This window comes from Actinoplanes sp. ATCC 53533 (genome assembly GCF_003947245.1).
In genome coordinates this window covers 1-12,835 of sequence record NZ_QHHV01000105.1, presented here as the reverse complement: position 1 = coordinate 12,835, position 12,835 = coordinate 1, and the positions used below count along the sequence as shown (strand labels likewise).

General features: G+C 68.9%; 15 protein-coding genes and 1 pseudogene. 8 read left to right on the top strand and 8 right to left on the bottom strand.

What is annotated here, in order from left to right; genetic code table 11:
- Positions 1–59: 59 nt before the first annotated feature.
- The 4 genes from DMB66_RS31120 (at position 60) to DMB66_RS31105 (ending at position 3,781) form a co-directional block, all read left to right on the top strand.
- Positions 60–755: an NAD(P)-dependent oxidoreductase gene (locus tag DMB66_RS31120; protein ID WP_125807683.1), complete on the top strand. Its 696-nt coding sequence runs from the start codon at positions 60–62 to the stop codon at positions 753–755.
- Entirely contained in the window at positions 752–1,159 is a 408-nt protein-coding gene (locus DMB66_RS31115; protein ID WP_125807682.1) for a pyridoxamine 5'-phosphate oxidase family protein, read from the top strand. The genes DMB66_RS31120 and DMB66_RS31115 overlap by 4 nt, the downstream gene beginning before the upstream one ends.
- Before the next feature lie 11 nt (positions 1,160–1,170).
- On the top strand, positions 1,171–2,058 hold the full coding sequence (locus DMB66_RS31110) for a haloalkane dehalogenase (protein ID WP_125807681.1): 888 nt from the start codon (positions 1,171–1,173) through the stop codon (positions 2,056–2,058).
- Between the two features lie 295 nt (positions 2,059–2,353).
- Positions 2,354–3,781, top strand: coding sequence for a PD40 domain-containing protein (locus DMB66_RS31105; protein ID WP_158647424.1), 1,428 nt, complete (start codon positions 2,354–2,356; stop codon positions 3,779–3,781).
- 403 nt (positions 3,782–4,184) lie between these two features.
- Here the strand turns inward: DMB66_RS31105 and DMB66_RS31100 are convergent, their stop codons facing one another.
- The 4 genes from DMB66_RS31100 to DMB66_RS31085 form a co-directional block, all read right to left on the bottom strand.
- Positions 4,185–4,655: an alcohol dehydrogenase catalytic domain-containing protein gene (locus DMB66_RS31100; protein WP_125807679.1), complete on the bottom strand. Its 471-nt coding sequence runs from the start codon at positions 4,653–4,655 to the stop codon at positions 4,185–4,187.
- Complete coding sequence (locus DMB66_RS31095) at positions 4,655–5,299, bottom strand: fumarylacetoacetate hydrolase family protein (RefSeq protein WP_199752724.1); 645 nt, start codon at positions 5,297–5,299, stop codon at positions 4,655–4,657. Before DMB66_RS31095 ends, DMB66_RS31100 begins: the two co-directional genes overlap by 1 nt.
- Positions 5,190–5,513 carry a hypothetical protein gene (locus DMB66_RS31090; protein ID WP_233624974.1) on the bottom strand — a complete coding sequence of 108 codons (324 nt, stop codon included), beginning with the start codon at positions 5,511–5,513 and terminating at the stop codon, positions 5,190–5,192. Before DMB66_RS31090 ends, DMB66_RS31095 begins: the two co-directional genes overlap by 110 nt.
- A gap of 91 nt (positions 5,514–5,604) precedes the next feature.
- The gene (locus tag DMB66_RS31085) at positions 5,605–6,384 is read right to left on the bottom strand and encodes an IclR family transcriptional regulator (RefSeq protein WP_199752714.1); all 780 of its coding nucleotides are present in this window, start codon (positions 6,382–6,384) and stop codon (positions 5,605–5,607) included.
- 31 nt (positions 6,385–6,415) lie between these two features.
- Here DMB66_RS31085 and DMB66_RS64210 point away from each other — a divergent pair.
- The 4 genes and pseudogenes from DMB66_RS64210 to DMB66_RS61505 form a co-directional block, all read left to right on the top strand.
- Positions 6,416–6,712, top strand: a pseudogene (locus DMB66_RS64210) (hypothetical protein); the annotation flags it as partial.
- 82 nt (positions 6,713–6,794) lie between these two features.
- Entirely contained in the window at positions 6,795–7,346 is a 552-nt protein-coding gene (locus tag DMB66_RS64205; RefSeq protein WP_233624973.1) for a dihydroxy-acid dehydratase, read from the top strand.
- Between the two features lie 16 nt (positions 7,347–7,362).
- Positions 7,363–8,046: an SDR family NAD(P)-dependent oxidoreductase gene (locus DMB66_RS31075; protein WP_125807677.1), complete on the top strand. Its 684-nt coding sequence runs from the start codon at positions 7,363–7,365 to the stop codon at positions 8,044–8,046.
- A gap of 450 nt (positions 8,047–8,496) precedes the next feature.
- The gene (locus DMB66_RS61505; RefSeq protein ID WP_158647423.1) at positions 8,497–8,655 is read left to right on the top strand and encodes a hypothetical protein; all 159 of its coding nucleotides are present in this window, start codon (positions 8,497–8,499) and stop codon (positions 8,653–8,655) included.
- Between the two features lie 237 nt (positions 8,656–8,892).
- On the opposite strand, the gene DMB66_RS31070 is transcribed toward DMB66_RS61505, so the two are convergent.
- From DMB66_RS31070 to DMB66_RS31055, 4 genes are all read right to left on the bottom strand, one after another.
- Positions 8,893–10,047, bottom strand: coding sequence for a PP2C family protein-serine/threonine phosphatase (locus DMB66_RS31070; protein ID WP_233624972.1), 1,155 nt, complete (start codon positions 10,045–10,047; stop codon positions 8,893–8,895).
- Positions 10,048–10,551: 504 nt separating this feature from the next.
- Positions 10,552–11,304, bottom strand: a complete 753-nt coding sequence (locus DMB66_RS31065; RefSeq protein WP_199752713.1) for a chlorophyllase — start codon at positions 11,302–11,304, stop codon at positions 10,552–10,554.
- A gap of 45 nt (positions 11,305–11,349) precedes the next feature.
- Positions 11,350–11,550, bottom strand: a complete 201-nt coding sequence (locus DMB66_RS31060; RefSeq protein ID WP_125807675.1) for a hypothetical protein — start codon at positions 11,548–11,550, stop codon at positions 11,350–11,352.
- Positions 11,547–12,794, bottom strand: coding sequence for an IS256 family transposase (locus DMB66_RS31055; RefSeq protein WP_125807674.1), 1,248 nt, complete (start codon positions 12,792–12,794; stop codon positions 11,547–11,549). Before DMB66_RS31055 ends, DMB66_RS31060 begins: the two co-directional genes overlap by 4 nt.
- Positions 12,795–12,835 lie beyond the last annotated feature (41 nt).

The window sequence follows — 12,835 nt, the reverse complement described above, 5'->3', positions numbered from 1 at the left end:
ACTGCTCCGCCGTCGCGGGATGGTCAACGCCGTCAACCCCCGCAGCAAGGGAGCACACCATGCGTACCGTCATCTTCGGTGCTACCGGCCCGACCGGTCACCGGCTCACCGAGCAGGCCCTGGCCGCCGGGCATGAGGTCACCGCGGTCACCCGCCGCCCCGGCGCGATCGCACCGCGGGCCGGCCTGACCGTGGTGACCGCCGACGTGACCGATCCCGACTCCGTAGCCCGGGCTGTCGCCGGCAACGACGCGGTGCTGTCCAGTCTGGGCAGCCCGCCGTCCCGCAAGCCGATCACCGTGTATTCGCAGGGCAACGCGAACATCGTGGCGGCCATGCGGCGGCACGGGGTGAAGCGGCTGATCACCGTCAGTTCCAGCGTGATGGACCCGACCTGGCGGCCCAGCGGCGAGTTCTTCTTCAACAACGTCATGGATCCGCTGGTCAACCGCCGGATCGCCCGCACCGCGCACGACGACATGCGCCGCATGGAGGCCCTGGTGCGCGACAGCGACCTGGCCTGGACGATCGCCCGGCCGTCCGGGCTGTTCGACCATCCGGAAGTCACCCCGTATCAGGTGCGCGAAGATGTCGCGGACGGGCTGTTCACGGCCCGGATCGATCTGGCCGCGAGCATGGTGGCGCAGCTGACCGACGACCGATTCGTCCAGCGGGCGATGGCTGTCATCACCACCGAGGTCAGGCCGAGCATCGCGGGCCTGATCTGGCGCGAAGCCGTAGCGAAGAAGAAGTGACACCCCCACGGGCCGCGGCCGCACCGTCGGCGCGAGCCGCGGCGTTCCTTGCCGACTCGCACCTGGGCACGCTGACGACATTGCGACCGGACGGCTCCCCGCACGTCACGGCCGTCCGGTTCACCTGGAACCCGGCCGCCGGCCTGGCCCGCGTGCTGACGGTCGCGTCCAGCCGCAAGGTCCGCAACGTGGTGCACCGCGGCGCCGGCCGCGTGGCGCTGTGCCAGGTCTCGGGCCCGCGCTGGATCACGCTCGAAGGCACCGCGACCGTGTCGGACGATCCGGCACGGGTCGGCGACGGCGTGCGCGCCTATCGCGGCCGCTACCGATCGCTGCCGCCTGTTCGGCCCGGCCGCGTCGTGATGGAGATCGCGGTCGACCGCATCCTCACCCTCAACCTCTGAAAGGCCTTGCCATGCCCACCACCGCCGTTCTCCATTCCACAATGGTCCATCGCGAACTCGGCACCGGCGTTCCCATCGTGTTCCTGCACGGCAACCCGACCTCCTCGTACCTGTGGCGAAACGTCCTGCCGGCCGTCGGTGCCGGCCGGCGGCTCGCGCCGGACCTCATCGGCATGGGGGAGTCCGGCAAGCCCGACCTCGAATACACCTTCGACGACCACGCTCGCTATTTGGACGCCTGGTTCGACGCGCTCAACCTGGAGGAGGTCGTGCTGGTCGGTCACGACTGGGGTGGTGCGCTCGCGTTCGACTGGGCGGGGCGGAACCCCGGCCGGGTGCGCGGCCTCGCCTTCCTGGAGACCATCGTGAAACCCATGACGTGGGAGGAATTCCCCGAGGACGGCCGCGCCCTGTTCCGGTCGATCAAGACGCCCGGTGCCGGCGAGGCCCTGATCCTCGACGACAACGCGTTCCTCACCCAGCTGCTGCCCTTCAGCGTCGTGCGTGGCCTCGCCGCCGAGGATCTCAAGGTCTATCTGGAGCCGTACCCGACGCCGGAGAGCCGCCGGCCGCTGCTGCGATGGGCGCGGTCCATGCCCCTCGGCGGCGAACCCGCCGAGGTCGTCGCGCGCATCGAGCGGTACGACACCTGGCTGGCCACCAGCCCGGACGTGCCGAAGCTGCTGCTCGCCTTCCAACGGGGACCAGGAGCGATGATGGGACAGCCGCTGCTCGACTGGTGCGCCCGGAACATCGCCGGGCTGGAGACCGAACACCTCGGCCTCGCCGGGCACCATGCGCCCGAGGACCTTCCGGAGGCGATCGCGGCGACGGTACGCGGCTGGGCCGACCGCCACGGCCTTTTGCAGCACCCGACCAGACACGCCAGCACAACGTGAACGGTTCACCGTGCCGGCGTACATCGAACGGTGGCGACTGTGGGGCTTGCCCCCCAGGGCTGCCAGATCACCGGCGGAGGCGATTCAGGCCAGGCTTTTGACATCGGTCTCTGCATGGCGTGATGCCGTCCTCTCACGCTCAGTATGCATCCGTGCCGTGCCGCACAGGGCTGTTGACCAGTGTCACCTTGCGATATACCCGTCGGTCGCGCCGTCGGGTAGACGACACAGGCGAACCGCAGCGGATTACGGACGGACCAACTCAGTGACCGTCCACCGAGAAGCGGAGCCCGTCATGCATCGACCAGCATCTCGTCCCAGCCGCCGTACCACCGCGGCTGCCCACCTCACCGTCGCCGTGTCCCCGGTTCATCGAGTCCATCACCGAAGATCGGCAGGAACGGCCGTCGCGGTCGGCGTCGCAGCGCTACTCGCTGCCGCCGGACCGTCCGCCGCGGCCCAGGCCACACCGGACGAGGCCCGGCCGGCCACGACCCAGCGGGTCAGCGTGTCCCACACCGGCCTGCAGGCAGCCGACAGCAGCTACGGCCACAGCATCAGCGCCGACGGCCGCTACGTCGTTTTCGGCTCAAACGATTCCACTCTGGTTCCCGGCGACACCAACGACATCGGCGACCTGTTCGTCCGGGACCTGCAGGCCGGCACCACCACCCGAATCAACGTGTCCAGCACGGGCGCCCAAAGCGACGCAAACGCCGGCAACGGGGCGATCAGCGGGGACGGTCGCTACGTCGCCTTCGCTTCGTCGGATTCACACTTGGTCCCGGGGGACACCAACAACGTCGCTGATGTCTTCGTCCGCGACCTGCGGGCCGGCACCATCACCAGAGCCAGCGTGTCCAGCTCCGGCGGGCAGGGCAGCGCCGACAGCCTCGTTCCGGTGATCACCGCGGATGGCCGCTACGTCGCGTTCAGCTCGTACGCGCCGAATCTGGTGCCCAATGACAGCAACGGCGAGCGGCTCGACGCGTTCGTGCGAGACATGCGAACCGGGACCACAAGCATGGTCAGTGTGTCGGACGCCGGCGCCGGCGGTGACCACGAGACCGGCGCCGCCGCGATCAGCGCGGACGGCCGCTATGTCACCCTCGTCTCGGAGGCCTCGAATCTGGCGCCCGGCGACACCAACCACACCTATGACGTCCTGCTCCGGGACCGCACGGCCGGAACCACCCGCCTGGTCAGCGTCTCCAGCACCGGCGCCCGAGCCAACGGCGGCAGCTCCAACGCGGCCATGACACCGAACGGGCGGTACGTGGTGTTCATGTCGCACGCCACCAACCTGACACCCGGCGACACCAACCAGGCCACCGACATCTTCGTCCGGGATCTGAAAACCGGCACCACCCGCCTGATGAGCACCTCGGTCGGCCGCTCGGCCAACGGCGACAGCCAACAACCAGTGATCAGCAACGACGGGCGATACGTGGCGTTCACCTCCCACGCGTCGAACCTGACGCCGGGCGACACCAACAACGCCACCGATATCTACCTACGGGACCGGCTCACTTCGGCCACCACCCGGATCAGCATCGGCGGCCGCGGCGTCGAGACCAACGGCTGGAGCGCCGGACCGGCGATCAGCGCCGATGGACGGTACATCGCGTACACATCCTTGGCCTCCAACCTCATACCCGGTGACACCAACGACACCTACGACGTCTTCGTCCGCGACCGGGGTGCCGCAGCCGACCTCCGGTAACCGTGTCCCCGGACGGCGCGCCGACTCCTACGTGACCTCAACCGGTCGCAAACACCGCACTGTCAGCCAGACCTGCAGGGGCTTCCGGACACGGTTATGTCCGACCGCAGCGTCCGCGGTCGCGCCCGTCCCCACGGACGCAGCACACCGCGACAGTCCGGACACCTGAGCTCACCCGACCGCAGTTGCCGTTCCACCACACCCACACCAGGGCCTACCGTGACCACGGTGCCTCCGAGCGCCAACCCGTACGGCCCTCCCGGCACCCCTGCCAAGGAACACGGGAGGGCCGTCGCCTATCCCGACGTGATCACGCTGGCGTCGCACACAAAAATGGGCAACCCCCAGGGCCGCCCCACCACGCCATCCTCACCGTCAACGCCGCCGAGCCCTCACCCGCTCCTCACCCAGCGCGGCGGGTGACAAGGCGTCCGCGCGGTGCAGGATGTCCGAGCCGATCCGCTGAGCGAGGTTGGCGTCCAGCTCGCCGGCGATGCTCGGCCAGCGCTCCGGGAAGTCCGTCGCGGATGCCGAGTTCGTAGCGGTCGGCGCAGACGTGGTGGCGGCCATGCGCACAGCGGTCGCACCGCCCGCAGCCGATCATGGTGTCGCCGGTGACCCGCCGGCCCAGCCAGGCCGGGTCCACGCCGGATCCGACGGCGGTGACCACGCCGCTCCACTCGTGGCCGGGGCGCACCGGGTACGAGGAGCCGCCGGTGTGCAGGTAGCTCATCTCGCCGGTGAACAGCTCGAGGTCGGTGCCGCAGACTCCCACCCGTTCGACGTCGACCAGCACGTGACCAGGGTCGGCGACCGGGGCGGGAACGTGCTGCACCTCGGCCTGGTGGGGTCCGGTGAAGACTAACGCGCGCATCAGCGGGGGCCGATGACGTGCTGACGGGCGCGGCCGGGCCGGCCGATGCCGAGCTCGATGACGGTGACGTCCAGCCACATGTCCAGGTCATGGATGTCCGGGATCGCGTCCGGGGTGGCGAGCCACGGTCCGGCCGGGTTGAACGTCTCGGCGGACTTGCCCTTGGTCCACTGCCCACCCCGCTGCAGTTGGAACGCGCGCTCGCTGACGTCGTTGACCAGCACGTACCCGGCAATCGCGGCGCGGGCGTGCGCCGGGGAGCCGAGGTAGGAGGCCCGCGAGTCGATGACGATGCCCAACTCCACGTCCCAGTCGGGCTTGGTGGAGCCGCGCGGGATTCGCACGTCGTCGTTCGGCCCGACCAGAGTGTTCGGGCTCTTGGTGAACAGGATCGGCTCGCTCGGCACGGGCTGGCCGGTCTCGGCGGCGTGGTCGCTGAAGTTCAGGCCGACACCCAGGATCTGGTGCGGGCGCGCGATGGGCGCGCCGATCCGCTGGTCCCCGAACTGGTGGACGTCGCCGGTGGTGACGCGTTCAGCGACCGGACCGGCGAGCCGGGCGATGCCGGCGGCGCCGAAGAACTCCTCGTTGAAGTCGGTGACCAGATCCGACACGTCGACGTAGTGAGTCTCGTCGACTCGCACGACGGGCCGGCGCAAGGACGCGCGCGACGGGCGTACGAGTGCGGTCGGGATGGACGCGGGTGAGCGTCTCCCGTTCGGCGACCAGCAGGTCGCCGCCGGCGGCCACGGCGACCGCGCCGACGCTCTGCGCGAAGGACCAGCAGTCGGTCGGGCGGATCGTGCCGGCCTCGACGTCGAGCAGACCCTCGTGGACGGCGCTGGCGACGATGTCCACCAAGAGCAGCCGCTGCCGGGTGGCGTCCCAGACGGGTCCTTCGCCGAGCAGGTAGGCGGCGTCGGTGGCCGGCGGGCGGCGAAGTGAGTGGTCACGGGGTCACTGTCTCGCCGGTGATGATCGCGCGGATGGCGGGCAGGTCGTCGACGAGTTTCCGGACCGGGGTGCGGTAGGCCAGGCCGCTGATGCTGATCGCGCCGCTGGGCACGGCCGGTGACGTCAGGTAGGCGGGGACGGCCAGGCAGTTGACGCCCGGTTCGTTCTCCTGGTCCTCGACGCTGTAGCCGCGTTCACGGACGCGGACCAGTTCGGCGTGCAGGTCCTCGACTGTGCCGAGGGAACGATCGGTCGGAGTTTCGAGGGGCCGATCGCCGACCCAGGCCCGGACGGTCTGCTCGTCGCGCAGCGCGTCGGCCAGCAGCATCTTGCCCACGGCGGTGCAGTGCGCCGGATTGCGGCCGCCGACCACCGAGGTCAGGCGGACCGCTCCGGTGGACGGGTCGAGCTTCGACCGGTAGACGACCGAGCGGCCGTCGAGCGTCGCGTAGTGCACCGTCTCGCCGTACCGGTCGCACAGCGCGCGCAGGATCGGCATCACCCGGACGTGATCGGGGCGGGCCTCGTGATGGGTGAACGCCAGGCGCAGGAACTCGTCGCCGAGCACGTAGCGGCCGTACCCGTCCTGGCCGGCGAAGCCGGCGCGGCGCAGCGCGGCCAGGGCGCGGTGAACCGTGGGTTTGGCGCTGGACATCGCGCGGGCCATCTCGTCCAGGCCGATGCCGTCGGGACACCGGGCCAGCTCGGCGAGCACGGCCAGCACCCGATCGGCGCCGACCAGCTTGTCGTCGGACGACTCCCCTGCTTGATTCACGTTCCGAATATTAGACTCATGTTCCGATAAAATGAAAGTGATGTCGCTGAGGGCTTTTCGGAAGTGGCTCGATCCTCTACAGTTCGGGCAAGTTTTCGAAGTACCGAGCGATGTTCCATCTATAAGAATCCTCGGAGGCGGCGGTGCAGCCACGACGCAGCGCGCAGTGGTACGCCGGCGACGACCGCAACAGCTACATCCACCGCGCGTGGATGCGCCGGGGCCTGCCCGCCGATGCGTTCGACGGCCGCCGCACATCGCGCTCGCCAACACCGCCTCGGACCTGACGCCATGCAACTCGCACCTCAACGAACTGGCACGCAGCGTGTCCGACGGCATCTACTCGGCCGGCGGCATCCCGTTGAACCTCCCGGTCATCTCGGGGTGTCCCGCTCGGCTGCGGCACCGACGTGTGGAAGCTCAGCGAGGAGGTCCGCGCCGGCACCCCGGCCCCGGACAGCCGTCTGCTGGAGGCCGCCCACGCCACCGGCGTACTCGCTGTCGAGATGGTCGACGCGGAACGGCGCCCCAGCACCGTGCTGACCCGCGGCTCGTTCCTCAACGCCATCGTGGCCCTCGCCGCGCTCGGCGGCTCCACGAACGCGGTCGTGCACCTGCTCGCCATCGCGGGCCGCCTCGGCGTCGAACTCATCCAGGACGACTTCGACCACACCGGTTCCGAGGTGCCGCTGCTGGTCGATCCGCAACCGGCGGGCCGCTTCCTGATGGACGACCTCTACCGTGCCGGCGGCCTGCACGCGGTACTGAACGAGATCAGAGACCTCCTCGATCCCGCGGCGATCACGGTGACCGGCCGCCCGCTGATCGATCACCTCAACGACACCGTCCACGCCACGGCTGGGAACGGCTCTACGTCGACACCGTCGGGCAGGCCAACACTGGCGCCGACGTCGACATTCTCCTCGGCTCAAGCGGCGACCGTGTCCCGCGAGTCCCACTGACAGACAAGGACACCCCATGAGCGCATCCCGTACCGCGGTCGTCACCGGCGGCATGAGCGGCCTCGGCGCGGCCACCGCCACCCGCCTGGCCGCCGACGGCGTCAAGGTCATCACCCTGGACATCGCCGACGGTGCCGACCTGCACATCGACGTCACCGACGCGGCCGCTGTGCGAGCCGCCGCGGAGCAGGTCGGCCCCGTCGACATCCTGATCAACTCGGCCGGCATCATCGGCCCGAACGCGCCACTGTGGGAAATCCCGCTAGACGGCTGGAACCGCACCTTCGCCGTCAACGTCAACGGCACCCTACACACCTGCCAGGCCTTCGTACCTGGCATGCGCGAGCGCGGCTGGGGACGCATCGTCAACATCGCCAGCATGGCCGGCAAGGACGGCAACCCCACCATGTCGCCCTACTCGGCCTCCAAGGCCGCCGTCATCGCCCTCACCAAGTCCCTCGGCAAGGAGCTCGCCACCAGCGGCGTGCTCGCCAACGCCATCGCCCCGGCGGTGATCGAGACCCCGATGAACGCCAGCACCGGACCGGAAGCGCTCGCCCACATCACCAGCCTGATCCCGATGAGGCGGGTCGGCCGGCCCGAGGAGGTGGCCGAGCTCATCGCCTGGCTCGCCTCCGACAAGGTCAGCTTCTCCACCGGCGCTGTCTACGACATAAGTGGCGGCCGCGCCACCTACTGATCTCCGCTTCCACGACGGCGAGGGCTTACCGGCTGGACGAAATCGATATGGCCGCGGGTCTGGCGGACGGCAGTGGTGATCGGCGAGCGGTCCGCAGCCGAAAGTTTACCCAGAACGGTTTGGGTGCAGAGTCTGTGTTGGTAGAGAACGGTGGTCAGGACACGATCGGTGTCGGAGAGCCGTGACCGGCGTGAGTCGGTTACCTCGACGTCGATCACGCGACCGATGAGACTGAAAGGCCGGCTGACCCGGGAGGTCGGTCCGATGTGGAGGGAACGGACCAGTACGGACCTCACCTCGAACGGCGGGCGCAGGGTCACCCGTTGCCGACGGCTCGTCCGGGAGCTTCGGGCCCAGGGCAGACAAGCCCTCATCGAAGTACGCGCCTGCGCGCCGCCCACGACCCAGGCTAGCCGCCCCGCTGATTGCCTACTTCGTCGATGCCCTCAGGTGTTCGGCGGCGAGGGCGGCGAGGTGCTGACCGTTGACGCCAAGACCGGCATGCTGGTCAAGGACGTATCCACCGTACCGGGCCTTCCGCAGGCCCATACGACCTACGAATCCTACTTCTGGTCGGCCTGGCCAATCCAGGAGTTCTCAAAGCGGTAATCGCCTGGGTCATCCAGGTCCACCGGCTCGGGCACCCCGGAACTGCTGTCGCTGCCGGTGCTCGCCGCGATCTGCGACACATCCGGATGAACACTCTGACGCCCGGTCCCGCCGACACGCCCTGCATCCGGCCTGGCTCGGATGCGGAGCAGGCCGAGCACTGAAGGGGTCGCCGGATCAGCGGTCCACCTCGCCAAGGCGTCCCACTGCCGTACCGGGCCCATTCGCCGGGTGCTCTCACGCGTCGGGCGGCAGCCGGACAGCCAGCATGGCGATGTCGTCGGTGCGGTCTGTTCCCACATCTGCGACTGCGTCCTCAAGGAGATCCTGTAGCCGGGCCTGCCGACACGTGTGTAGCCGTCGATGCAAGTGCAGTTGGGAGGCGTCGATATTGTCCGTACCGCCCGCACGCTCGATCAGCCCGTCGGTGTGCAGGAGCACCGTCGAGCCACACGCCAGCGGGGTCGTCCACGTGTGCCGGCGGGCGAAGCGGCGCGCGCCCAGCAAGAGGTCGTTGCCGGTCAGCGATTCGACGGTCTTGTCCGGGTGGATCACCACCGGCGGCGGGTGCCCGGCGTTGGACCACCGCAGGCGATACCCGCCGTGCGGGAGGTTGTCGAGGACAGCGACGACGGCGGTCGCGACGATCGGTTCGCCCAGAGCGTGGTTTGCCGTATCGAGCCGGCGCAGCAGCGCGGATGGCGGCTCATGGCGATCGACGATGTACGCGCGGAGCATGCTCCGCAGTTGGCCCATCCGGGCCGCGGCGGCCATGTCGTGGCCGACCACGTCTCCGATGGCCAGGGTGAGCTGACTTCCGCGCCCGGCGACCACGTCGTACCAGTCGCCTCCGACCTTCTCTTGCCGGTCCGCGGGAAGATAGAGGGCGGCGAGCTCGTAGCGTTCGACGGCCGGCAGGCGGGACAGGATCGCATCCTGCAGGGTGTCGGCGACTCCGATCCGCGCTTCGAGCCGCTGTGCCCGCTCCAAAGCTCGCGCGATGTACGCAGCCAGCGTCGCGATTACTGCCCGCTCGGCGACGAAGAACCTCCTGGGAGCGGTCCAACGCAGGTGCAGGGCCCCCAGGACACCGGCTGAACCGACCACTGGTACACAGGCAGCCGCCTGCGAGTCCGGGTTCGCCTGGCCGGGGAACGCGACGGCGAGGTCGGCGCCGTCGGTGAAATAGAACGTCCGTCGTTCACCGATGGCCCGCTCGGCAAGCGGATCGGATGAACCGCCGGCCAGGACGAAATGCAGGTGGCTCGCGTCAAGGACGATTCCTCGAAGCTCACGAACCGCATCTGCAACGTCCGCCGTGGTGGTGGTGACCGACAATATCTCGCTGGCTCGCAGGAGAAGCAGGTTGCGTGCCGAGTCGGTCGGGGCCATCACGGGTGCGGGTCGTACTGCTGTCATGACGAACTCCCTGCGGATTTCCGGTTCGGATTGTCGAGGATGAGCAGCACTGGCGGACAGGACTGAACCAGCGCCCGGGCCGTCGTCATCGAGACTGACGACGGCGGGCCGGACGCCGTCCCGGCGTTGTGGTCCGGTTTTCACCGGCGTAGCGCGTCAGTACACGAACGTTGCCAGCGGCTGTCCGGCCTCGGCGATGTAGGTCGACAGCATGGGCCGGTATCGGGGGCCGAGGTCGGTGACGTCGTGGGCGTCCAGGAGGGGCTCAGGAAGCCATCGCCCGGATGCAGGGTGAGCATCGGTTGGTCTCGGATCTCCATCCGCACCGTCCGGCGGCGATATGGCCGACCTCTTCACCGGGTTGGATGTGCCATCCGGATTCCACACTGGCGGGGACTCCGTGCACCTGAATGGTGTCGCGGCCTCGATGCAACGGAGCCCTCGGCTCGACAAGCGCCGAGCCGGGCCGTCGAGTGCCTACTTGCTGTCGATGGTGAAGGTGCCCGAACTGTCGGTGGCCTGCTTCTCCAACGCCCGCCAAGGCGTCGCGTCCACACCGAGGATGTCGAGCAGGTAGGCGGAGACAGCGTCCGCGACGAGCGCGACGCGGACGGGGTCCTCGTCGGTAGTTTCTTTGACGGACTCTCCGGCGATCCCGCCCAGGGTGTGCTCGCCGTCGGCGATGCTGAGAAGCCGCTTCGGCGCCGGGCTGAGGTGGTAGGCGTCGGTGAACGAGTCTGGGCCGCGGGTGGACATGGCGGACTGGTCCTTGCCGCCGGTGATCACCAAGGCCGGGACACTCATGGTGGAGTAGTCCGGGCGCATGAAGGGCAGGTGTTCTACCGCGAATGGGGTCAGGCTGTCGCCGGTGCCGGTCGCCGCAAGGAGCGCGCCGGCCTTGACCGCAGGGTGGGAGAGGCCCTCACCCGGGGTGCCGGCGGCATCGAGGACGCGAGCGCCGAGCAGCGCTCCGGTGGTCTGCGCGCCCCAGGAGTGTCCGACGATCGCGACGCGATGGTGATCCGCGCGTGTGGGCAGGCCGCTGAACTGGTCGAAGATGTCGCCGAGGTGGTCCAGGATCGCGTGTTGATCTGCGATGCGCACGCGCCAGATGCTCGCGAAGCGGGGATCGTCGAGGCCGATGCGGTTGCGGCGGGAATCGAGGTGGGTGGGCTGCACGACGGCGAACCCGGCGGTCGCCCACCGGTCCACGAGGGGCTCGTAGGTCAAGTCCCTGGATGTGGTGTATTGGGTGATCTTCCGATTTGATCTTGGTTAGAGGAGGGGTTGACCGGGTTCGCCGGTGATGGGTTCACCGGTGGCGGGTTGCCATTGGTCGATGTCGTCGGGCCAGGGTGCGGGCCGGGCTTGGTCGTCCCACCAGCCGGTTTCGATGTTGTCGTTGATCAGGGCGGTGTTGAGGGCGGCGCGTTCGGCCGGGTCGGGGATGGTGTGCTCGCCGGTCGGGTGGGTCATGCTGCTGGCTCCAGTTGAAGTTCCTGGGCGGTCGCGGTGGACACGATGGTGGTGGGTGTGGTGCGGGCGCGGTCGAGGACGTCGAGAGCGAAGTAACGGCGGCCTTCGGTCCATTCGTCGTGTTGTTCGGCCAGGACAGCGCCGACGAGGCGGATGATCGCGTCGCGGTCGGGGAAGATCCCGACGACGTCGGTGCGGCGGCGGATCTCCTTGTTGAGGCGTTCGTTGGGGTTGTTCGACCAGATCTGGCGCCAGATCTGCTGTGGGAAGCCGGTGAAGGCGAGCAGATCGGCGCGGGCGTCGTCGAGGTGTTCGGCGACCTTGGGCAGGGACCGGCTGACCGAGTCGAGGAGTTTGTCGAACTGGGCGTTAACCGAGTCCGGGTCAGGCTGGTCGTAGACCGAGTGCAGCATGGTCTTGACCGCCGGCCAGGCCGATTTCGGGCACACGGCCATGAGGTTCGCGGCGTAGTGGGTGCGGCAGCGCTGCCAGCTGGTGCCGGGCAGGTTCGCGGCGATCGCGTCGACCAGGCCGGCATGTGCGTCGCTGGTCACCAAGCACACGCCGGTCAGGCCGCGGGCGACCAGGTCGGCGAAGAACGCGTTCCACGCCTGTTTTGTCTCGCTGGTGGCGACTTTGACGCCGAGGACTTCGCGGTGGCCGTCGGCGTTGACGCCGGTCGCCACGAGCACGACCGCTTTGACCACCCGGCCCTGTTCACGGACCTTCATGGTCAGCGCGTCGGCGGCGACGAACGTGAACGGCCCGGACTCGTCCAGGGGCCGGGTGCGGAACGCCGCGACCTGGGCGTCGAGTTCGACGGCCATCCGGGAGACCTGTGACCTGGACAGGCTGGTGATGCCCAGCGACTGGACGAGTTTGTCCATGCGCCGGGTAGAGACGCCGAGCAGGTAGCAGGTCGCGACCACGCTCACCAGGGCGGCCTCGGCCCGCTTACGCCGCTCGAGCAGCCAATCGGGGAAATACGTGCCTTGGCGCAGTTTCGGGACCGCGACGTCGATCGTGCCGACGCGGGTGTCCAGGTCACGATGGCGGTAGCCGTTACGGGAGTTGACCCGCTCCGGTGACACGGCCCCGTACTCGGCGCCGCAGACCGCGTCCGCGTCGGCCGACAACAGCGAGTTGATCACCGTGGACAGCAAGTGCCGCATCAGATCCGGCGACGCGTCGCCGAGAGCTTGGTCCAACAGCCCGGCAGGGTTGATGATGTGAGGTGCGGTCATCGCGATAGAGCCCTTTCGAGAGTGCTGTGAGAGGTTCACTC